Origin of the sequence: Micromonospora sp. NPDC005324 (assembly GCF_040607155.1) — a bacterium.
Lineage (GTDB): Bacteria > Actinomycetota > Actinomycetes > Mycobacteriales > Micromonosporaceae > Micromonospora > Micromonospora trifolii.
This window is the reverse complement of record NZ_JBEXGE010000018.1, coordinates 109,790-131,316: the sequence shown is the minus strand read 5'-3', so window position 1 is coordinate 131,316 and position 21,527 is coordinate 109,790. Positions and strand designations below refer to the sequence as shown.

Annotated in this window: 21 protein-coding genes; 12 read left to right on the top strand and 9 right to left on the bottom strand. The window is 67.2% G+C overall.

The features are described 5' to 3' along the window. Positions 1-302: 302 nt before the first annotated feature. The 8 genes from ABZS40_RS20010 to ABZS40_RS19975 all read left to right on the top strand — a co-directional run bounded on the left by ABZS40_RS20010 (position 303) and on the right by ABZS40_RS19975 (position 8,257). Complete coding sequence (locus tag ABZS40_RS20010; RefSeq protein ID WP_354944735.1) at positions 303-1,352, top strand: fatty acid desaturase; 1,050 nt, start codon at positions 303-305, stop codon at positions 1,350-1,352. Between the two features lie 108 nt (positions 1,353-1,460). Further along, positions 1,461-2,594 (top strand): glycine amidinotransferase, encoded by a 1,134-nt coding sequence (locus ABZS40_RS20005; RefSeq protein WP_354944734.1) that lies wholly within the window; start codon positions 1,461-1,463, stop codon positions 2,592-2,594. An 81-nt stretch (positions 2,595-2,675) separates the two neighbouring features. Next, positions 2,676-3,962: a hypothetical protein gene (locus ABZS40_RS20000; protein ID WP_354944733.1), complete on the top strand. Its 1,287-nt coding sequence runs from the start codon at positions 2,676-2,678 to the stop codon at positions 3,960-3,962. Further along, complete coding sequence (locus ABZS40_RS19995; RefSeq protein WP_354944732.1) at positions 3,959-4,804, top strand: DUF3865 domain-containing protein; 846 nt, start codon at positions 3,959-3,961, stop codon at positions 4,802-4,804. The genes ABZS40_RS20000 and ABZS40_RS19995 overlap by 4 nt, the downstream gene beginning before the upstream one ends. Continuing rightward, positions 4,804-5,229, top strand: coding sequence for a GFA family protein (locus tag ABZS40_RS19990; RefSeq protein WP_354944731.1), 426 nt, complete (start codon positions 4,804-4,806; stop codon positions 5,227-5,229). Before ABZS40_RS19995 ends, ABZS40_RS19990 begins: the two co-directional genes overlap by 1 nt. Positions 5,230-5,384: 155 nt before the next feature. Then, the gene (locus tag ABZS40_RS19985; protein ID WP_354944729.1) at positions 5,385-6,254 is read left to right on the top strand and encodes an arginine deiminase family protein; all 870 of its coding nucleotides are present in this window, start codon (positions 5,385-5,387) and stop codon (positions 6,252-6,254) included. 138 nt (positions 6,255-6,392) lie between these two features. Beyond that, positions 6,393-7,688 carry a cation:proton antiporter gene (locus ABZS40_RS19980; RefSeq protein ID WP_354944728.1) on the top strand — a complete coding sequence of 432 codons (1,296 nt, stop codon included), beginning with the start codon at positions 6,393-6,395 and terminating at the stop codon, positions 7,686-7,688. Then, on the top strand, positions 7,685-8,257 hold the full coding sequence (locus ABZS40_RS19975; protein WP_354944727.1) for a nitroreductase: 573 nt from the start codon (positions 7,685-7,687) through the stop codon (positions 8,255-8,257). Before ABZS40_RS19980 ends, ABZS40_RS19975 begins: the two co-directional genes overlap by 4 nt. 120 nt (positions 8,258-8,377) lie before the next feature. Here the strand turns inward: ABZS40_RS19975 and ABZS40_RS19970 are convergent, their stop codons facing one another. Then, positions 8,378-9,262, bottom strand: a complete 885-nt coding sequence (locus ABZS40_RS19970; RefSeq protein WP_354944726.1) for a hypothetical protein — start codon at positions 9,260-9,262, stop codon at positions 8,378-8,380. 905 nt (positions 9,263-10,167) lie between these two features. Between ABZS40_RS19970 and ABZS40_RS19965 the strand changes: the two genes are divergently transcribed. Next, positions 10,168-10,902: a haloacid dehalogenase-like hydrolase gene (locus ABZS40_RS19965; protein WP_354944725.1), complete on the top strand. Its 735-nt coding sequence runs from the start codon at positions 10,168-10,170 to the stop codon at positions 10,900-10,902. Here the strand turns inward: ABZS40_RS19965 and ABZS40_RS19960 are convergent. Then, positions 10,899-12,161, bottom strand: a complete 1,263-nt coding sequence (locus ABZS40_RS19960) for a helix-turn-helix transcriptional regulator (RefSeq protein WP_354944724.1) — start codon at positions 12,159-12,161, stop codon at positions 10,899-10,901. The two genes, ABZS40_RS19965 and ABZS40_RS19960, sit on opposite strands and share 4 nt — an antisense overlap. 191 nt (positions 12,162-12,352) lie before the next feature. Here ABZS40_RS19960 and ABZS40_RS19955 point away from each other — a divergent pair, with 191 nt between their 5' ends. Together ABZS40_RS19955 and ABZS40_RS19950 are read left to right on the top strand one after the other, a co-directional pair. Then, complete coding sequence (locus ABZS40_RS19955; protein ID WP_354944723.1) at positions 12,353-12,940, top strand: class IV adenylate cyclase; 588 nt, start codon at positions 12,353-12,355, stop codon at positions 12,938-12,940. Positions 12,941-13,144: 204 nt separating this feature from the next. After that, a complete protein-coding gene (locus ABZS40_RS19950; protein WP_354944722.1) occupies positions 13,145-13,855 on the top strand; it encodes a creatininase family protein in 711 nt (236 codons plus the stop codon). A gap of 106 nt (positions 13,856-13,961) precedes the next feature. Here the strand turns inward: ABZS40_RS19950 and ABZS40_RS19945 are convergent, their stop codons facing one another. The 7 genes from ABZS40_RS19945 to ABZS40_RS19915 all read right to left on the bottom strand — a co-directional run bounded on the left by ABZS40_RS19945 (position 13,962) and on the right by ABZS40_RS19915 (position 20,746). Beyond that, positions 13,962-14,420 (bottom strand): DUF296 domain-containing protein, encoded by a 459-nt coding sequence (locus ABZS40_RS19945; protein ID WP_354944721.1) that lies wholly within the window; start codon positions 14,418-14,420, stop codon positions 13,962-13,964. Positions 14,421-14,430: 10 nt separating this feature from the next. Then, positions 14,431-15,465 (bottom strand): asparaginase, encoded by a 1,035-nt coding sequence (locus ABZS40_RS19940; RefSeq protein WP_354944720.1) that lies wholly within the window; start codon positions 15,463-15,465, stop codon positions 14,431-14,433. Positions 15,466-15,525: 60 nt separating this feature from the next. Then, complete coding sequence (locus tag ABZS40_RS19935) at positions 15,526-17,046, bottom strand: helix-turn-helix transcriptional regulator (RefSeq protein WP_354944719.1); 1,521 nt, start codon at positions 17,044-17,046, stop codon at positions 15,526-15,528. A 213-nt stretch (positions 17,047-17,259) separates the two neighbouring features. After that, positions 17,260-18,054, bottom strand: a complete 795-nt coding sequence (locus tag ABZS40_RS19930) for an endonuclease/exonuclease/phosphatase family protein (protein ID WP_354944718.1) — start codon at positions 18,052-18,054, stop codon at positions 17,260-17,262. 15 nt (positions 18,055-18,069) lie between these two features. Next, a complete protein-coding gene (gene tmk / locus ABZS40_RS19925) occupies positions 18,070-18,669 on the bottom strand; it encodes a dTMP kinase (RefSeq protein WP_354944717.1) in 600 nt (199 codons plus the stop codon). Further along, positions 18,666-19,769 carry a radical SAM protein gene (locus ABZS40_RS19920; protein ID WP_354944716.1) on the bottom strand — a complete coding sequence of 368 codons (1,104 nt, stop codon included), beginning with the start codon at positions 19,767-19,769 and terminating at the stop codon, positions 18,666-18,668. The genes tmk and ABZS40_RS19920 overlap by 4 nt, the downstream gene beginning before the upstream one ends. Beyond that, entirely contained in the window at positions 19,766-20,746 is a 981-nt protein-coding gene (locus tag ABZS40_RS19915; protein WP_354944715.1) for an aminoglycoside phosphotransferase, read from the bottom strand. Before ABZS40_RS19915 ends, ABZS40_RS19920 begins: the two co-directional genes overlap by 4 nt. Positions 20,747-21,095: 349 nt before the next feature. On the opposite strand from ABZS40_RS19915, the gene ABZS40_RS19910 reads away from it, so the two are divergent. Further along, positions 21,096-21,494, top strand: coding sequence for a hypothetical protein (locus ABZS40_RS19910; RefSeq protein WP_354944714.1), 399 nt, complete (start codon positions 21,096-21,098; stop codon positions 21,492-21,494). The last annotated feature ends 33 nt before the right edge of the window (positions 21,495-21,527 follow it).

The following is a 21,527-nucleotide window of genomic DNA, read 5'->3' as shown; positions in this document are numbered from 1 at the left end:
CCGGACGTGGGTGTGAAGGCCGGGATGCGGCCGGACGTGGGTGTGAAGGCCGGGATGCGGCCGGACGTGGGTGTGAAGGCCGGGATGCGGCCGGACGTGGGTGTGAAGGCCGGGATGCGGCCGGACGCAAGCGTTCTCGTCTCCGTCTGATCCGCGCCGGGCTGCCACCCGACTCGCTCCGGTGCGCCCCGGTCAGGTAGCCGGCGGCGCGCCGGAGTGGCGCATGCCACGCGTCCCTGGGTTATTTCTCTCTTGGGCTCCTGCTTCTGGAGGATCTGATGGCTAGCCCCACCTTTCGAGCGGTGCGGCACACCGCGCCGACGCGACGTCGGACGCGCAGCGGGACCGGTGCATCGGGTCCCGTTCGCAAGGCACTCGGGGCAGACGTCGTAGGCCGTCTTGAGCAGCTGTGCGGCAGACCGACCATCGGCCTGTTCGACGTTTGCCAGGATATCGCAGCTGTTGCCCTCGCAGCGATCCTCGGCAGTCTCGTCGGCCATGTCGTCGGTCCGCTGCTGGCGGTTTGCTACATCGGTGTCCGGCAGCGACACCTGTCGAACCTGGCTCACGAGTGCGTCCACTCCAAGCTCATGGCCACCCGACTGGGGAACCGCGTCGTCGGCTATCTGCTGACGGGGTTGCTGGGGGAGGGGTTCTTGCCCTACCGCACCAGCCACTACGTGCATCACGCGAAGCTGGGGTCCGACGGCGATCCAATGTTCCAGTCTTACCAGGCGGGCAACATTCGTGCCGCCGGGCCAAATCCGAGCCGGCTCTCCTTCGTCCTGCGCGTCATCGTGCGCAATGCCATATGGCGGCTGCCGAAGGCCGCGCTGCTCACCCTCGTCAAAAAAGACCCGCAGGAGAGTTGGCGGGCGACAGCAGCACGGGCCGGACTGTGGGCAGTCGTCGTGGCGGTGTGCTGGCCCTTCGATGTCGTAGGGGCACTGCTGCTGTACTGGCTGGTTCCGCTGGTCTTTGTCCGGCCGGTAGTCACCTGGATCACCGACCTCGGCAACCACGCCGGCCTGATCGAGGACAGCGACCCGATCCTGCAGACCCGCGGATGGTCCTCGCACGGTCTAACCCGGCACCTGCTCGGCGGGCACCTCGACGACATGTACCACCCCCTGCACCACTGGTGCCCGCAGATCCCCTGGCGCCGCCTACCCGAGGCCGCCGCCCTGGCGGCGCAGCACCTGGACCGGTGGAATGAGGTGCCCTGGTGCTCGGGCTACTTCTTCCGCCGCCGATCCACACCCGAGCGGCCGTGCGTGATCGAGGACATCATCCTCCGCCTCGCCGCTGACCCCTCGGCAAGCACACAGCGCACCGGCCACACGGCCGGCTGACAACACCCGTCCCATCAACCGACCGGCAATATGCCGCTCGGGTGGCACCTCCTGCGAGTGTGCTGTCCGACCAGGGGTGCCGGGCTGCGCCAAGGAGGCAGTATCCCAGTGACGCAAAGCAAAACCGCTGTCAGCGGTGTGCACAGCTTCGATGAGTGGTCCGCGCTGCGTGAGGTTGTCGTGGGCCGCGCGGAGCACTACACCGAGCATGACGTCGACGCGTCGTGGCTGCTGTTCTACTTCGAGAATGTGGCACCCGTCCTCAACGGCGGAAGCGCCAACCGGCGCCTCGTACCGGTCCCGCCGCAGTTGGTCGACGAGCTCAACGAGGACATCGCCGGTCTGGCGGACGCCCTGGCAAGCTGCGGGGTGAAGGTGTTGCGACCCGCGGCTCCCGGCAAGGACGTCGACATTCGCTCCCCGCATTGGGACGCCCGCGCTACCCCGCCGCTTAACGTCCGCGACCAGAGCATCATCCTCGGACACACCATCGTCGAGACCGCACCCCACGTGCGCGCCCGCCTGTTCGAGAACGACCTACTCAAACCGATCTTCTACCGCTACTACAGTTCCGGTAGCAATTGGCTGAGCATGCCCCGGCCCGCGCTGGGCGCCGGCTCTCTGGACGACGCCTACTTCCGTCGCCAGGGCATCGACGTCTCCCGGGCCACGGACGCCGAAACGGCCCAGTCCATCGACGGACTCGGCCTGGAAATGGTCTTCGACGGGGCGCAGTGCATGCGGCTGGGCCGCGACGTGCTGGTCAACGTCGCCAACCGCAACCACGAGCTGGCGTTGCGGTGGCTGCGAGACAACTTTCCGCAGCTGCGCTTCCACGTCCTGGACGCCATGGCGGACAACCACATCGACAGCATCGTCGTGCCGCTGCGGCCGGGCCTGATGCTGCTCCGCTCCGCACGGTACCTGCCCTACCTGCCGCAGGCGATGCAGTCGTGGGAGGCCATCTACCCACCGCCGATGTCCGAGCCCGAACCGGACTACAGCGACTTCGGCTTCATCATCCCCACCGCCAGCCGCTACATCGACATCAACGTCCTGTCGATCGACGAGAACACCGTCGTTGTCAACTCCCACTACCCCGAGCTGATCGCGGTGTTGGAAAAGCGCGGCTTCACCGTCGTGCCAGTGCGTCACCGGCACCGCCGGCTCTTCGGCGGCGGCTTCCACTGCTTCACCCTCGACACCGTGCGCGACGGCGGCTGCGAGGACTACCTGAGCTGACCGAGGTCAGCCCCACCCTTGATGCCCTACTCCCAACCTGGCGGGCCGCGCAGCGCTGCCCCTGATCATGAGGAGAACCGAGTGCGACCCCCCTGGCCCCCGAGCCCCAGCTTCTGGACCGACGAGTTTCCCGCTCGAACGAATGGGAGAACCACTCCGTTCCTGTTCAAGGGCATCGTGCCGACATCCGCGGCGAGCCCCGACGCCGTCCTGGACGGCTTCGCGGCGATCCGTCGGGCGCACGCCGCCGGAACCGAGATCTCGGCGCACGCCCGCGTTTACGTCGACGAAGACCGGCGCGACGACCTCCTGGATGCCGTGCTCACCGCGCCCGACTGGCCGAACGGCGATTTTGTGTCGTGGATGCAGGAGGTGGCCGGCGCCGAGCGGTTCAGCCTGGTCATCAACAACCTGGAGACCGTCAGCCCATCCCTGGCCGCGGGCCTGGGCACGTTCCTCGCTTCCCTGTTCGACGGGTGGGGCGTGCCGATGGGTGGCGCCGAGCTGGTGGCGTTTGCCGGAAACTACAGCGGAACCGCGTTCGGTGTCCACGAGGGTTACGAGGACGCTTTCCTGACGCACTACGGGCCCGGCGTCAAGCACTTTTACACCTGGTCGAACGAGGAGTATCAGAAGCTCACCGGCGGCAGCGACCCGCTGTACGGGAACTACCTGTGGCTGCTGGAGCACGGCGAGCACTTCGCACTCGAGCCGGGCGACGCCCTGTTCCTGCCCCGGCGGGTCTTCCACGTCGGCCGGCAGGACGAGTTCTCTGTGTCCGTGGCCGTACCGCTCTACACCTTCCCGGACGCGACGGTCCTGCGCCAGGCAGTCCTGCCCGATGTGATCGAGTCTCTGCTGACCGGCGGGCCCGACACCGAGGTGGGCGGTCCTTCACCGATGGCCAACCGAAGTACCGGAAGCGCGCCGGTGGCCGAACGCCTGGCCGACCTCGCCGCCCGAACACTGGCTGCCGCGACACAGCGCGCTGGCGTGGCCGTCGAGCAGCACATCCGCCAGCGGTGGCACACCGTGCTGAGCAACGGCGGCTGGGAGATGGTGTCGGCCGACCTCGCCCGCGCCGAGGCGGTCGCCGCGTTCGACCCCGAGCACGTGGTACCCGGTGCCGAGGTGGCTCTCACCGCCCCCTACCGGCTGCTCGTCACCGGCCAGCAGGCGTTCCTGCGCGGATTCGAGGTCGCCGCCAACCCCGCGGTCCTCACTCCTGACCGGGTCGCGGCCCTCAACGCCGGGCCCCTGCTCTTGCCCGCGGACGACGACCTCGTGGCCGCCGTTCGCGTGCTCGGCGCCACCGGCGGCCTGACCGTCACCGCCCCAACCACGACCCTGCAGGAGGATCCGGCATGACCACCCTGGACAGCCGCACCGGCACCTCGCTGGTTGAGGCGCACCTCGACGCCAACCCCGAGACCCGCCACTACCTGCACGCCACCCTGCTCGGCAAGCTGGACTCGGGCGACGACCTCGTCGACAAGCATCTCGCCCCGATGATCGACTCGGTGTACCGCAGAATCCGTGACCTCGTCGACCCGGGCACGCTCACCCAGGCGCAGGCGCGGATGTACATCGCCGAGCTCGCGGTGTTCGCCCGCTACAACGCGCAGTTCCTCCGGCTGGCCGCCGACACCGTGGCCGGCTTCTCCCCGGAACTCGCCCACGAGCTGCGCCGCAACTACCTGGAGGAGGGCGGCGAGCGCGGCAAGGTTCCCGCCCACTACATCCTCTACACCAACGCGCTGCTCAAGGACCTCGGACTGCTCGTCAACGGGCACGTCCCCGCCGCCGAGACGGCCACGCTCATCCTGCTGCACCAGGTCATGGTCAATTCGCACATGCCCAGCGTCATCGCCGGCGGCTACTACGCCACCGAAGGTGTCGCGATCGCCGAGACCGAGATCCTGCGCGACATCACCGACCGGTACGGCCAGCTGACGAGCCAGATGAGCGGCATGGACCTCCCCTCGCTGGACTACTACTACCGGTTGCACCTCGACGACGACCACGAGGCCGCCCAGATCGGCGGGCTGAGCGTCGAGGCCGCCCACATCGAAGGTCTCGCCCAGTTCATCCGGAACAGCGACCTCTACGGATTCGACCTGCCACAGGCCGTCGAGGGTTTCCTGCAAATCTTCGGCGGGATGACACACTGGTGGACCCAATTGGCCTACCGTGCGAGGAATGTGAGCTGATGTCCGAACAAAGCGGAGCAACCGAGGAAAGCACCGGCGGCTGCCTGTGCAAAAAGATCCGGTTCGTCGTTGTCGGGAAGCCCGACTATCCCCACGTCTGCAGTTGTCCACACTGCCAGAAACGAGCCGGCGGACCGATGCAGTCGTGGGTCGGCTTCCCCCTGGCGGGGCTGCGTTGGACTGGCGAAGGCGGCGAGCCGACCTGGTTCGACACCTTCAAGGGCGAAACCAAACGAGGCTTCTGCCCCACCTGCGGAAGCCACGTCGCCGCCTTCGACTACGGCGACACCACCATCGGCATCACCATCAGCGCCTTGGACAAACAGGACGACCCCCGCCTCGTCCCGGTCAACCAATCGTTCCGCGATGACGCGGTCGACTGGCTCCCCCAGGTGCCCGACACTCAGCCCAGCACGGTCAGCTAACGCCGAGCCGGGTGGCGGGCGATCCACACAGTGCCCGCCACCCGGCCGCCACGTTTGGGCCCTGCATCCTCCACCGCGTACGCACCACGACCAGCCCCTACGGGGAGTCGCCGGTTCCCACCCAGCCCAGGACACCCTGCTGGAGGCGCACTGCCATGCCCGCCACCGCGAACGCCGCCACCGAGTACGGCACCCTGCGCCGCGTCGCCATGCGCTACGCCAGCGATGTCAACCGCGCAGTGGACGGCCCCGACATCCACCCGGTTCTTGCCCGGCAAAAGGCCACCAGCACCTGGGCCGCCTACTCGCCCGCGAGGGTCCGCGCGCAGCAGGACGCCCTAATCCGTGTGCTGCATGAGCGCGGCACCGAGGTGGTCCTCCTTCCCGACGCGCCAGGCTGCTCAACCCAGCACTACCCCCGCGACATCGGGTTCGTCGTCGACGACGTCTTCTTCGCGGCCCGACTGAACTCCCCGCACCGCATACCCGAAGCCGATGCCCTCACCGACCACACGGCCGCCATGCCGACTCCCACCCAACTCGCGGCGGGCACCATCGAGGGCGGAGACGTCATGCTCCACGACGGTTGCGTTCTGGTGGGAATGAGTGAGGAATCCTCGCCCGACGGGGCTGACGCGCTCCAGGCCGCCCTTGCGCAGCACCGCATCGACCGCGAAGTCATCCCCATCCGGTTTGCCCGAGCCGGCATCGTCCACCTTGATGACCACTTCAACATCGTCGCCCCCGGCACCGCCCTCATTCACCGCGGTGCCTTCCCTCCGGCAGAGGTCAACTGGCTCGACAAACGTTTCGACCTGATCGACGTCACCGACGACGAGGCACTCGCCGTCCAGGTCAACGTCCTAGCGGTCGCCCCCGGCGTCGTCGTCGTCGCCCAAGGCAGCGACCGGATCGCCGGCGAGCTGTCGACCCGCGGGATCGCGGTGATCAGCGTCGACTACTCCGAGGTGACCCACATCCCCGGATCGCTGCGCTGCACCACCCTCCCGCTCATCCGGAACTGACCCCACGTCTCAACGGCGGGATCGCCGCCTGCACGGATCGATCGCGACAGCCCATTCGCGGTGCCGTGCGCCCTCATTACTCCTCGGCCGCGGTCGGACCGATGTCCGACCTCACCGCCACCGCACCCTGGAGATCCCATGTTGCCGCCCGACCCGCTGCTGCCCGTGCTTCTCGCCGTACCGGCCGTGATGCTTGCGTGCCATGTCGGCGGCCGGGCCATCCGCCGAATCGGCCAACCGCCCGTCATCGGCGAGATCCTCGTCGGAATCCTGCTCGGCCCCTCCCTGCTGGGCTGGCTCGCACCCGATCTGCAACACCACCTCCTGCCGCCCGCCGTCCTGCCGGTCGTCTCAGCCCTCGGCAGCCTTGCCCTCCTCACCTTCCTGTTCCTCATCGGCGCCGAACTCGACCTGCACACCCTTCGCAACGCCAGACACGCTGTCGTCACCGTCAGCCTCGGCAGCATCCTGCTGCCTCTAGCGCTCGGGGCCGCCCTCGCCCTGACGATGTATCCGACACTGGCCCCGAACGGCGTAGGACGAGCGCCGTTCGTCCTGTTCGTCGGCGTCGCCCTGAGCATCACCGCCTTCCCGGTCCTCGCCCGCGTGCTCGCCGACCGCAACCTGGAGACCACTTACCTCGGCGCCTTCGTGATGGCATGTGCGGCCATCAACGATGCGATCGCCTGGTGCCTGCTCACCGCAGCCATCGCCCTGTCCACCACCGGTAGCCCTCTGTCCGCCCTCGTCGCCGCCGCCCTTACCGCCGCTCTGGCTACAGCCCTCGTCCTGCTACGCCCGGCCATGCGCAAGATGCTGGCAAGCGCCGCGCGCAGCTCCGACGAATTCGTGCTAGTGATCCTGTGCGCCGGGCTCTTCCTGACCGCGTACGCCACCGATCAGATCGGCGTCCACCCAGCGCTCGGCGCGTTCCTGTTCGGAGTAGCCATTCCCCGTGGGTTGGCACCGGTCGAGCGCAGCGCCGCCCGCATCCGTGCTGTCTTCGTTCCCGTCCTGCTGCCCCTCTACTTCGCCGACATCGGTCTACGCACCGACATCGCTGACCTGCCCTCCGGACAGTGGGGCTGGGCTATGGCGGTTCTGGCTGTCGCCGTCGTCGGCAAGTGGGGCGGGGCGGCAGGAGCCGCCCGGCTCACCGGTGTCGACTGGCGATGGGCCGCGACTATCGGCACGCTGATGAATTGCCGCGGCGTGACCGAACTCGTCGTACTGGGGATCGGTCTCCAGATCGGCGTCATAACTCCACACCTGTTCACCATCTTGGTCCTCATGGCCGTAGTGACAACCGCAGCAACCGCCCCGCTGCTGAACCGCCTCGGCGCCGCGGATCCCCGGCTGTCGCCCGCGCCAAGGCACCGGGAGGGGTCTTACCCCGGCCCTTCAGCATCAGACAACCCGGAGGCGGCACGATGACCCGGGACCTCGTCCTTGAGGCAATCCTCACCAGGCGCAGTGCCACGAGGCTCACCGAGCCGGCGCCCGGCCGCGAGGAGCTGCTCGAACTCGTCCAAGCCGCAGCTACCGCCCCGGACCACGGCCGGCTCCGGCCGTGGCGGCTGATCGTCGTCGAGGGCAATGATCGGGTGTTGCTCGGCGAAGCCCTCCGCTGTAGCGCGTCGGACCCGGCACAAGCGCGCCGGGCGGCAGCGAAGCCCAGGCGGGCACCGCTGCTCCTGTCGATCGTCTTTCGCCCCGAACCCAACCATCCGATGGTGCCCGAGTGGGAGCAGTTGGCCGCCGTCGTGGCGATGGTGCAGACGCTGCTGCTCCTGCTGCATGCCCGAGGCTGGGGTGCGATCTGGCGCACCGGGCCGGTGATCGAGCAACCCCCGGTTCTCGAGTACCTCGGCCTCAGGCAGGATGAGCGCCTGTTGGGCTGGCTGTACATCGGCACCCGGCCGGACGGTCCGCCGGCCCATCCCCGCGAACCCGTCGACATCCAGTCCAGGATCAGTTGCCCTGGCCAACCCATGGATCGATGATCCGGCCATTCGGCGGGCAGTCGCTCTGATGGTCACTGTCAAAGGGCAGAGGCGTGCACCCGGCGAGAGTGATGACCGCACTTCAGTCGACGGTCAGGGGCGCCACGAGGGCCGCGGCGATTAGAAGTCATGCAGCGGCTGGCCTTCGGCGACCCGGGCGAGCCGATCAACGATGCGCCGGCTCTTGAGGTGCCGCGAAGCCTCAACCGCGCGCTTCATAAGTGCCGTGCGCTCGGCCTCCTCGCCCCGCAGCCGCGCGAGTTCCGCACCGGTGATCAGCAGCTCTACGCTGTCGCGTGTGCGCTCCTCTGGCATGTCTAGAGCCACTTGCAGCGCTTGCGTTCCCGGAACTGCTAGGCCGGCCATCGCAAATGCCCACGCAGCCTGGCCTTCCAGCTCTGGCCGGTCCAACCAGAGCAACCAACGAGGACCGACGCCGGTGCTAGCCCGGCTGAAGGCATCCCGAGACCGCTTCACCGCAGCCAGCGTTTGTTGGGGATCCCCGATGAGCGCCCATGCCCTGGCCTCGGTGATGGCTGCGTAGGCCCTTACCAGGGTGGGCGCGTCGGCAGCGGCGAATACCGCGCTGCGCGCATGGGTCAGAACGGCATCTCGATCACCGCGTGCCGCAGCCAACCGGGCTTGATGGATGTACCCGCGCGCCAAACGGCCACGGTCGCCGACAGCTTGGGCCAGCCGAATCGCCTGGAGGTCATAACGCTGAGCAAGCCCTGGAAGCTGATCGTCGTAGGCCATGCTCGCCAGAGCGAGCACCGCGTCCGCGACGCTTCCGTAGAGCCTCCGCCCGAGACGAGCGGAAAACGCGCCGTGCAGCAGCGGAGTAGCGTGCAGGTCCAGGAATGCGGCGAACACACTGCGGAAGCGGCCTCCGCCATGCCGCGCGTCCAGTCGCCCATAGAGGTCAGTGTGCAGCTCAAGCAGTTCGACGTCAGCAACCGAGACTCGCTGCCGCCCCCGCCCAGCGGTCTCCGCGTCGGGCAACATGACCAGTGCATTGTGTAATGCAGGCGCGGAAGTGACTCCAGCCGACATCCGCCGGACAGCGGAGCGCCCAGGCACGGAATCGAGCTGCCAAAGCTTGGGCAGGACCCGCACCGCGTGCTGAAGATCTCCGTACTGGAGAGCTTCCGCACCGACATCCGCCACCCCGCCCGGCCATCCCAAGCTTTCCGGTGAGACACGGCGTCGCAGCGCGACGGACAGCACTAGACAGGCCGGGCCTAGGAGCTCGGGAGTAGGGATCGCACCGTCGCACCAACGCGAAACTGTGCTCGGGCTGACCGCTCGTGGCATTCCGATCGTCTGGCAGCGCTCACGTACGCGTTGGGCGAAGCCTGAAACCGACCAGCCAAGCTCTGCCAGAAGCTCGCATAGCGCTTCGTTGCGGTCTTTGTCAGGGACCAACGGGGCGCGTCGCACCACACCACTCCCGTCCACGCCTCCTGGTTAGGGTGCCGACTGGCGCGTCAATGACAGATTCAACTCGGGGTGCCGGAAGCCCAAGAAGAATTTTCCGAATAGCGGTTCGTCCTTACCAGCGCGGACAACCCGCCCCGGCCTGTTGGGAAAGACCCATTGACCATCGCCGACCCCGGCCGCTGTCGGACAGGCCTGACATCCGACTACGACAATCCACCGACACCGACACCGACACCGACACCACCAGCACCAGCACTAAGCTCAGCGCCTCAGGAGGCGTGGCGCTGCCGCGCGCCGGCAACGCATCGCTGCGGCGGGCTCGCACGGTGGTCAGGTCCGCGGCGTGCTCAGGGTCATTCCCTCACCCCCTACACCGGCCGGCAGCAGGTAACCACCACCCCATCAGAGCGGGGAACTCAGCCAGTTCCCGCCGCACTGCCCGAGCCTGTGCCCCGTGCGACGATGCTTCTATGAACCGCAGCAGCGCCGGCTTAGTCATCTGGGACGTTGACGGGACGCTCATCCCTGCGGACTTGCGCTGGTTGACGCGTGCGATCGCTCGTGCGTACGGCATCGCGCAGTCTGAGGTCGTCTTTCCTGACAAGAAGGTGCATGGGTATACGGACGAGTCGATCGCGGTCGACACGGCGATAGCCTCGGGCGTGGACCCGTCAGCTGCGGAGGCAGGCATACCCGCCTTCCGCCAGGCCATCGCCGCGGTCATGCAAGAGGGTCGACAAGAGTTGGCTGAGGTCCAGCCGCCGTATCCAGGTGCCGCAGCGAGCATCGCGGAGTTGCAGGACCTCGGTTTCGTTCAGACCGTGCTGACCGGCAACCTGCGATCGGCCGCTGACGTGAAGCTGCGCGTGGCGGGCTTGGATGAGTTTCTTGATCTTCGCATCGGCGGGTTCGGGTCAGACGCTCGAGACCGCTTCCAACTCCCGGCGGTCGTAGCTCAGCGCTACTCCGCGGTCTACGGTGTCCCGCTCGATTCCGCTGGGGTGCTCGTCATCGGGGATGCGCCAAACGATATCGCTTGCGCACGTCACGCCGGCTTCCGTGTCGCTGTCGTCGCTCACCGGATTGGGCGTCAAGAGCTGGCATCCTACGAACCTGACCTGGTACTCGACAGTCTCGACCCACCGACGGTGGTGGCCGCCGTGAGTTCGCTGGTGAGTTCGGGCGGGTCGCCGGCTGCGTGCTAGGCGGCCATCTGCTCCTCAAGTTCGAGGACAATTGGCTCGTCGCGCCATCGGACCAGCCGCTCTCGGGCACGTTGAGCTCGTGCGATGCCCCGATGGTTTCCGCCGGCTCTCAGCCGATTGTAGGTGTCACCGAGCAGGGCGCAGGATTGTTCCAGCTCGCCGGCCTCGGCGTAGGCGCTCGCGAGGTCCACTGCTGCTGCGAGGGCGACGTTCATGTTCTCCGGGTCGTGTTCGAGCGTTCGCACAGCACTTTCGAGCACCTCTACAGCCTGGTCGGCCTCGCCAAGAAGGAGATGGCAAGTGCCCGCATAGACGTGGAGGCGGGCGTTGCTCCAGTCGCTGTAGAGACCGACACAGTCAGCCGGTGACAAGCCGTTGACCGCTGCTTCTGCTCGCTTCAAAGCGGCGGAAACCTCGCGTGGAAGCCGCAGGGCGGCATAGGCCTGGGCCTGCTCGGCGGCTATCCGAGCTCGTGCGGCGGGGCTGAGATCTGTGGATGCCTGGTCGGCCTCGTCGAGCAGCCGCAGGCCGATCATGACGTCACCATCGGCTTCGATCAGCGTTGCAGCTTGGAGGTTGCTCTCGAAGATTCGTGCGGTCGCGCTGATCCGGCGGTCACCGAGCATGTCGCCCAGCTGGCGGGCGTAGGCGCAGTGAGCGATTGCGAGAGCACGGTTTCCCTGCGCGCTCCACAGCCTGCTGGCGACGACCGAAGCTTCGGCGAGCATAGCTCCGATATCAGCACGGATGGGCGCACGGCCGGCTTTGCGATAAAGCGTCGACAGGCATTCACGGTGCGCCTCAATCAGCCTCAGAAGCGCGTCAGGTGACACAGCCTGGCGTTGCTGCGCAAGCATGTTGGTCAGAGTAGAGAAAGTGTTCCACTCGCCCACCAGGTAGTCGCCGCGCGGCCTGAGGGCAAACGTCTCAAGAGCTGTGGAGGGCGACGGCCCCGGCGTAACCTCGAACGGCTGAGGTGCAGGCATGCCGCTCGGCACCTGCCCGAAGCTGATGTGCCGGATTCGATCGTACTCTCGGGCCAGGCTGCCGCCGGTGCGCAAGATCTCATCGCTTCGGAACCAGAAGCTTCGTCCCACTCGCTGACGTCCGGTTTCCACGTTCGCGATCGTGCTTCGTCCGTAGTTGGTGAGGGGCGCGAACGTCTCTTGTGTGTAGCCGGCGACTTTGCGGCTGCGGGCGAGCATCTGACCAAGAGCGAGCCATGCCGCGGCGACTTCCTGCGGTGAATCGTTCGGCATCAGCGGCTCCGGATCGATACGACGAACGTCCGCGCGAGGCGAGACGCGGTGGCGTGAGGGCACTGTAGCTGCAGAGACGCCGTGCGTCGGGTAGTCGCCGGCTGGTTCCAACATTCTTCCGACAAAGTTCCGACATCACCGTCGCGGTGTCTCGAACCCGCGTCACCGCGATCCTCGTATGCTGCCTGCTCGTGACCCGCGCGCTAGCCAACAATGATCATGAGGTTGAAGCCAAGTACCACGTCAGCGACCTGAAAGAGCTGATCAAGGCGCTCGCCCAGCGGCAGGTGACGTTGACAGAGCCGTCGGTACAGGACGACCAGGCGTACGCGCCAGCCGGCTGGACGTACGGGATGTCGAAAATCGGTGTTCCGTTCGCGCGTCTACGCACGCAGGAAGGGCGCCATCTGCTCACCGTGAAGAAGCCGATCGACAACGAGATGGCATGTCTCGAGCACGACTGCGTCATCCACAACCGTGACGCGATGCACGCTGCTCTCACCACGATGGGTTGGGTGCCAACCGTGCGAATCGTCAAGCAGCGCCGAACCGGCGAATGGGACGGCGCGACGGTATGCGTCGACGTGGTCGACGGCCTCGGCACGTTCGTCGAAGTGGAGCGTCTGGTTAGCTCCCAGCACTCGGGTGAGCAGGTGCAGCACGGGCTCGACGCGATGATTCGTTCATTAGGCGTGCCGGTGCTGCGGGTCTTGGACACCTACGACACGTTGTTATGGAACCTGACGAGAGCTGCCGCCAAGGGGTCGGCCCCGCTCTGACGTGGTGGTCCAATCCGCGCCTGGCGCCGTCCCGGTTCTGAACCTGGCCACCAGGCTGGATCTGCGGATGACACCGCTCAGCCTGAGCTGCCGCACCGTCGCTCGGGTACCCCAACTAGCTGGGGTGCGGAGTCGGAAAAGCCTGCTGGAGAGATCGCTGCGACGTGCGGACGATGCCGCCTTCCCTCGTGGCAGGCTGTCCGGGTGGCCTTTCTGCTTCCGATCGCGACGTCTGGTGACGAGCATGTCCGAGCTGCACGGACGGCGGTGTTGCCGGTGGGCAGCTTTGAGCAGCACGGTGATTTCCTGCCCTTGGTCACGGACACGGTCGTTGCGTGTCTGGTGGCTGGGCGGGTTGCTGGGGAGTATCCGGTGTTCTTGCTTCCTCCGCTGACGATTTCGTGTTCGCACGAGCACGCGGGGTTCGCCGGGACGGTGAGTATCAGTGCCCGCACGTTGATCGCGGTGATCGAGGATGTCGACGAGTCCTTGCGGGCGTCGGGCGTGGAGAACTTGGTGATTGTGAACGGGCACGGCGGGAATTACGGCCTTCGCAACGTTGTTCAGGAGGCTACGACGGTCCGGCGGCGGATGGCGTTGTTCCCTGCCGCGGAGGACTGGAACATTGCGCGGGCCGAGGCGGGGTGTGACACCACTTCTCATGAGGACATGCATGGTGGGGAGCTGGAGGTCTCCCTGCTGCTGCATGGGGCGCCGCAGCTACTGCGTGAGGGATACGAGCGGACCGACCATTTGGCGGATGACCGGCGTGACCTGCTCACGGTTGGGATGCGCGGGTATACGGCGTCCGGGATTATTGGGCGGCCGTCGATGGGCAGTGCGAACAAGGGTGCGGCGGTGCTGGATAGTCTGTCTCGGTCGTTCGCCCGAGTGCATGAACTGCTGGAGGGGTGACGCTGTCGTCGACGCGCCGCCCTGGGTCACGTCACCGATGCGCTACCACGCCCTCTGATCGGGTACGTCAACTAGCTCTTCGTTACGCCGCTGCGCTCGATTGTCTTCAGGGGAACTGCAGGAGTGGCACCTCGTAGAGGTCGGCTTGGCGGACGCGCGTCATCGATGGTTCGACAATCTCCACGATGATCATTTCGGTGAGGAACTGAACGGTCGCGGCAAGCAGGTGGCTGGTGTGGGCGGTGGCGCTGTGCGCTTTCAAGCCGACAGTTAGGTGGATGTGCGGCTCGATGGTGTCGGTGTCGACGTCGTAGGCGAGGGTGCCGCCGCCGAGAGCCTCGATATTGGTCAAATGGACTTTGGTCCACACGGGGGCGTCGGGGTTGTCGAGGCGTTCGCAGGTGCCGACAATGTCTACGGTGGCGAGGCCCCCGATGAACGTGGGGATGTAGCCCTGGCGGATGTCATGGGTGCGGCAGGTGCGGTCGAGGGCGTCGTAGAAGTCTTCCCCGTGGTCGAAGACGGCGACGATGGTACGTCCGGGGACGACTTCGCGGCTGCGCAAGAGTGCTCCTTCAGATGGTCGGGGCGTTGGTGGCCAGCTGCTGCGGCCATGGCCAGCGCTCGCCGGGGTAGGCCATGGCACGAAAAGCCGCTGCCGTCTCGTGGGCGGTGGCGCCAGCGGCAAGGGTGAGATGAAGCAGGATCCGGGCCTTATAGGGATCGAGGAAACCCGCAGGGATGAGTCCCCGCTCGGTGAGGTCCCGCTCGGAACCCGGGAAGCCGTAGGTGCTGGTGAGCACAGGTCCCGCACCGATGCGGGAGGCGAGGACCACGGGGATCTGCTGGGCGAGCGCAGTGAGAGTGGAGACCCAGGTGTCCGGGACGTGCCCGACGCCGAAGCCAGCGATGACGAGGCCGTCGAAGTGGGCTGCCGTTGCGGACAGGCAAGCCGCGTCGTCGCCGACTGTGGCGGTGTAGAGGCCCACGCGGGGCTGGCAGACGGGTGTGGGTACGGCGTGGCGGGGGGCGGTGTGGCTGATGAAGCGGGGTTGGCCTTCCACGACGTAGCCGAGTGGGCCGCCGTTGGGTGAGGTGAACGCCTGAGTGCTGACGGAGTGCGTCTTGCGGACACGGTCGGCGGCGTGGATCTCGTCGGCCATGACGACGAGAGCGCCCCGGTCTCGGGCATGAGGGCTGGCAGCGACCCTGGTGGCGGCGAGAAGGTTGGCGGGCCCGTCCGGTCCGGCGAGGGTGGGGTTGCGCATGGCACCGGTGACGACGATGGGCTGCGGTCCGGAGTGCAGGAGATGCAGGAAGTAGGCGGTCTCCTCGAGGGTGTCCGTGCCCTGGGTGACGATGATGCCGGAGGCGCCCGCGGCTGCCGCCTGGTGGACGCTCCGGCTCAGGTCAGCCAAGTCGGCGAATGTCAGGGAGGCACCGGGGCGGCTACGGAAGCTGACGACGTCGACCGCGATGCCGGTATCGGCAAGGCCGGGCACAGCGGCCACAAGATCACCGGCGGTCAGCGCGGGCACAACGCCGCCGCCCTCTGACGCGGTCATGGCGATAGTGCCGCCAAGCCCGAAGACCGTCACCCGCGGCGACACGCGCTTTCCTGATGACAACTCCCTGGCCTCCCAACGGCGACGATCATCGCTGCGCGAAGACTAGTCGGTCAATGCAGCGACGTCGGCGAGGTAGCGGCAGGCGCGGTCGATGCCGGCGGTGGACAGATGTCTGCTGCGGGGTTGCACAACGGCGGCGCACCCCTGGTCGGCGAGGTCTCGGCAACGCCTGGCGAGGTTTTCCCAGTTCAGATCCAGGTACTCGGTCAGGACACGCAGGCGTGCGGGCGGAGACGCAGCGGCGATGATCGACCGGCCGCTGGCGTGGTTGATGGCCGCGCCGTACTGGCGCACGGTGCGGTGGTCGTCGGTGACGTCGACGTGCCAGATGCCTTGGGCGCCGACCCAGTTGGCGAGCACCGCGTGACGGTCGCGATCAGTCACGAAGCCGGGTGTGCCTGCGTACTCCGGCTCGTCGGTGATGACGACCTCGATGCCGTATGACTCCATCAGTGCCACCGCCAACAGCAGGAGAATCCGCTCTCCGCGAGGGGAGGCGTCGACTGCCGCGCGAGGAATGCAGAAGGCGCGGATGATGCGGTGACTTCCGGCGCGCGCGGCGGTGAGGTCCAGATACCTCTGCTTATGGGCGAACAGCAGCCAGGTGCTGGCTTCCTCGCCACGCTGTTCGCGGGTCCAGTAGGCGGGGGTCGAGGTGAGGGCATCTGCGTGTCGGTGGATGTGTCCGGCGCAGAAGACCGACCCGAGCCACATCCTGCCGACGTCGCTGAGATCCGCAGCAAGATCGTGGCTGACTGCGGATCGGCTCATCTGCTCGTAGGAGGCCAGTTCAGCGGTGGCCTGCTCAATCCGGGCGTCGTCGGCCAGAAGCGCTTCGTCAAGGTTCGCCACAGCCCACAACAGTGCGAGGACCAGTTCGTCGAGCTGGTACGCCTGCGGGATGACGAGCCGAGCGTCAGGGGCCGCCTGGGCGAGGCGTTGGCGGGCGTGACGGGCGTCCAAACCGAACAGTCGGACACCCTGATCGGTCTCGATCCGCCCTACTACCAGGCTCCGTCGCGGTGTGCGCAAGAGCCGGTCGTCGCAGTAGCCGGCCGGTACCGCTGCGAGAACTCGGCCGTTCTCGGCCACAGCAGGATGAACGTAGGCCGGTATCGCCAGTCCAGGGAAGAACCTGCCGTGAGGTGCCCACAGGTCAACGGTGTACGTCTGGGGGGCGAAATCGCCATTTGCTGCCTGGGGTGCGAGCAAGGAAAACGCCGTTGGCCCGGGTGTTTCTGTGCGGGTGGCGACCGTGGCCCCGCGTGCGCGTCCACCGTCGAGATGTCTTGCGGTGTTGCGCGTTACCAATACTCGAAGCCGGTCGTATTCCGCTGCGAGCACACCGCCGGTATGCAGGATCTCGTCGCAACGAATCCAGAAGTCTCGGCCGATGCTCTGGCGACCGCGCTCCACGTTCGCGATCGTGCTGCGGACGTAGTGCGTCAGCGGCGCCAGCGTCTCTTGCGTGTAGCCGGCGGACTTGCGCGCATCGGCGAGTCTTTTGCCGAGGTCAGCCCGGGCTTGGGCGAGCTCCGGCGGCGGGGCGACGGACACGATCACGCTCCGAGGAGGACGAGCGGGACAAGCTAGCAAGACATGAGCATTGAGGTGACCTACCGTCACGACTCTAGCTGGATGCCGTAAAGAAACATGCCAGGGAAGTCCCGGGTTCACGAGGCGCCGCCCGCCTCCTGCCCTGTTCGGGTCCATACCCGCAGCAGGCGGGAAGCAGATTCGGCGATGACCGCAGACAGTATTCGAGGCTGACACTGTTCAGAACAGTGCTGGCACGGCAGTAGTTAGCTGCTCGGCAGCGGCGCGCGGGGTGACGTTGAGGCAGGCGGTGAGTGCCGCATGGTCGGTGAGCTTCGCCTGGCGGGGCTGGTGTAGGTAGGTGCTGGACGCCACCGTAGGCATGAGCGCCGCGCCGGCGTGGAGATAGTCGAAGCGGTAGCCGTTGCCGTTTCTACCGATCCAGCTGTACGCCTGCACGTTCTGGTGCAGGGTCTGGTGGACATCGGTGAGCTTGAGCGCGGCGAGGGCGTCGAGGAAGTCGTACTCGAAGGGTCGGAAGCCGGGGTAGCGGGGTTGGTGGTCGCGGCTGATGACGTTGTAGTCCCCGCCGACGACGAGGTGTGCGCGGTCGGTGGCGGGTAGCCGGTGCAGGGTGTCGGTGACGGTGGTCAGGAAGGCTTGTTTCTTGGCGAGTTTGGCTGGTGCGCGGTCGCTGGAGGGGACGTAGAGGCCGAGGATCGTGACGGCAGGCTCGGTGTCGACGGTGAGGGCGGGGGCGCGGCCGGGCAGGCTGATTGCGGCGGTGAGTTCTGGGGTGGGCCGGGTCGGGATGCGGCTGGCGATAGCGCAGCCTCGGTCGCCGTTGGGTGAGGGCTGGTGGGTGACGGACATCCCGGCCGCGCGGAGGCCGGTGAGCAGGTGCTGGGTGCCGGGTCCGTTGCTGGTTTCGGTCAGGATGATCAAGTGGTCGTCGCGCTGGAGTAGCCAGTTCAGCAGGTTCTGTGCGCGTGCGAGCGCGGCGGCCTGCACGTTGATCGTCAGGATGGACAGCACGGTGAGCCTCGCTGGTCAGGGGCCGTCGGCGGGTAGCAGGCCGAGGATAGTGTCCACGACCCGCTCGGGGGTGAGGCCGTGGCAGACGACGACGTGTTGGCGCCACTGCTGCCGGTGCAGGTGGGTCGCGGCGTCGCGGTAGAGGTCTAGCTCCTTCTCGGGTGAGCCGGCGAGTTCCAGCCTGGTCAGGTGCGGCCGGGCTGCCAGGCGGGTGCGGATGACCTCTGGGTGGTCTTCGAGGTAGATGACGGTGGCGGGCAGGACGTAGCGGTTGTAGGACCAGATCTCGCCGAGGTCGAGCCCGTCGATGCGTTGCAGCACTAAGGAGGAGGCGACGTACCGGTCGGTGACGACGTGCAGTCCGTCGTCGAGGCGGGGGATGATCTCTGTTTCGATGTGCGCGGCGCGGTCGGCGGCCAGGGCGAGGGCCAGGGCCTTGCCGTGCAGGAAGGATTCCTGCCGGCGCAGGAGTTGGCCCAGTGGTGTGCGGGTGGGCTCGCCGGTCAGGTGGACCCCGGCCGATCCGAGTTCGGCGAGACGGTCGGCCAGGAGGCGGGCGATGGTGCTCTTGCCGACTCCATTCGGGCCCTCGACGGCGATGAACAGACTGCTCACCCCTTCGCCGGGGACAGCGGCAGCAAGCGACGGCCGCTGGGTGCCGTGACGGGGCACTGCTCGGTGTCGACGTCGCCGATGCGACCACCGGCGGCGACGACCGCGGCGGGGCAGCCCTTGCCGCACTGTCCGGCCACATCGCAGGAGCCGCAGGTCGGGTTGGCGCCGAGTTGGTAGCGGGTGTGGAAGTCGTAGGCGTCGAGGCTGGGGGCGGCCTCTCCATCGAGGATGTTGCCCGTCAGGAACTCGGTGTCGTGGTGCGCTGAGGTGGGCGTGCGGGCGGCGAAGACCAGGTACGGGCATACGGCGACCTGCCCGTCGACGAAGACGTAGATCAGCTTGCCGGCGTCGCAGCCACCCAACGGCAGGCTGTCGTTGGGGAAGCGAATGCGCACGAGATCGAGCTGGTCGGCGAAGCGGTCGGTTACCGCCCGGATCGCGTCCATAGCAGCAGCGGTCGCGGCCAGCTTGCTGCGGCTCTTCACTCCACGTCCGAAGGAGGAGAGCGGGTTCATCAGCACGTATTCGGCGCCGACATCGACGGCGAACGCGCACAGGTCGGCGAACTCTTCCGGGGTGGTCAGCGCGTTGGGTGTGGACAGCAGGCCCTTGAGTAAGCCGGCGTCGGCGAACTTGCGGGTGGTCGCGACGGTGGTGTCGAACGACGATCGGTCGCCGCGGAACTTGCCGTGGCTTTCGGGCCGGAATCCGTCGAAGGACACGTTGATGTGTACGTTGCCGCGGGCGGCCAGGGCGTCGATGTCGGCGTCGCGGGTCAGCGTCGCGTTGGTGCAGATGCTGAGCGGTAGGCCTCGGTCGGCTACTGCCTGGCACATGGCGATCAGGTCGGGGTGCACGAAGGGCTCGCCCCCGGTGAGCGTGAGGCGTTCGACGCGGGCGTCGAGCAGCCGCGGCAGCACGCGGGTGGTGAAGTCGACCAGGGACAGGTCGGACCCGGCGGCAGTCGAGGAGACGAAGCAGTGGGCGCAGTGCAGGTTGCACCGTTCGGTGATCTGCACCAACGCCTTGCGCCCGTCGCCACCGACGGAGGTGCGGAAGTAGCAGGACGAGGCGTGGGTGTCGACGATGAGGCGCTTCACGAGAATCTTCCTGCAGTAAGTGATGGGCGGCTTGCTCCGGTGGGCGGCGGTGCTCTGAGCAGGTCCACTGCGCCCTGGAGTTGCCGGAGGACGACTTGGGCATGGCGGCCATCGGCGGGAGCTTGGTGGTGGCCAGCGGCGGCGGTAGTGAGCAGCCACCAGGCTGCCCACACCCGGTGCCAGCCCAGCGCCCATCGGGCAGCGGGAAGCCCACCCCGGTCGGCTTCCGCGTCGGGATGGCCGCCTGCGGCGACGTAGGCGTGGATAAGTTTGGTGAGGAGTCGGGGTTCGGTGGGTGTGCGGGTCCCGAACCAGGTGGCCAGGTCGAGGAGGCCCGGTCCGCTGAATGCTTTAGCCCAGTCGACGAGGCGGCACCCGGCGCGACTGACATGCAGCGACGTGCGGTGGAACTCGCCGTGGCACAGCCCGAACGGTGGTCGCTCGGCACCGTCAGCTCTGCGTCGTGCGGTGCCAGCGAGTCGCTGCAGCACCGCCTCGATCCCTTCCGCGTCGTGGGTGAAGCGCCCTTGCCGACGGAGCTCGTTCAACGCGTCGAGTCCTTGTCCCGGCAGCCGCGCCAGGCCCGCTTCGTCGAAGGCCGGCAGGTTGGGGATGCCAGCAGTGGCGTGAACCCATCGGGCCGCGGCGGCAGCCTCCGCGAACGTCGCGGTCCGGCTCGGCTCGCCAAGGTCCTCCATCAGCATCCCCAAACCGTCGGGGCGCATCGCGTAGCCATCTAGCAGCGGCACTGGGGCTTGCTGATTGTTGAGCGCGCGAAGGACGGTTGCTTCGCCGGTGAACGGCGCGGTGGCGAGCTTGCAGATCAGACTGCTGCCATCGGGGAAGAACCAGCGCTCGACCGAGGACAGCTCCCATGTCTGGATGATGTGTCGCCGCGTCGGCACCCGTCGGGATGCGGCGAGCAGGTCGCCTCGTAGTGGGGTGAGGACGCGCTCGTCGAGCATGGCGCTGTTCACCGCGCGCCTGCGTGCAGCGCACGAGCGGTGGCCATAACACGCGGAGCGTGGGTGGCGTCGAGGCGTGCCGACGTGCTGACTGGCTCCCGAGGTGATGCAGCACATTCACAGGCGCGGACGTGTGGCAGTGACCTATACAGCACCTCTGCCATGGATGAACTGGCCATGGTGCATGCCCTCCCAAGGGGGTAGTGGACACAGCTGATCGCGTTGCCGCATCGCAGCTGCGGTCCCTCATCGCCTGCTCAGCGGATGCAGGCGGCGACTCAGACATCAAATGCCGCTGCTGGCGCTGTCGATAAGGGTTGTCGTCAATCTCCGACAATCCGCTGACATTCATCTTTAACGGATGTTGCCGGCGCCGGGAATGTCGGCGGATTGTCAGAACCGCTTGGCAGGGCTGGCCGACATTGATCGATTTCGTCTTAGGTGGCTCTATGCCGGCGTCATCGCCGCTGCTGCGCTGTACACACCAGCCAGCCGATACCAACTCGCCGAGGGAAGGTTCGCCGTGCCTGTTGCCAGGAGGTTGATGCCTCTGCTGATCACGCCGCTGGTGGTGCATGTGGCCATCGCGCCGCAGCTGCTGGTATCGACCGGCCGGCAACTCTCCGCCGGCAGGCCCGTCAATGAGCAGGCGCTTGCTATGGCGGCCGTTTCGGCGACCGGGCGGCATTCGCCGCGTGACGCGGCGTGGAGCGGGCGTGGCTGCGGGGCCGCATCCGCGGACAGCCGGGCGGCGGTGTGAGCGCGTCCAGTGGCGGTGCGGTGCGGGTCTCGC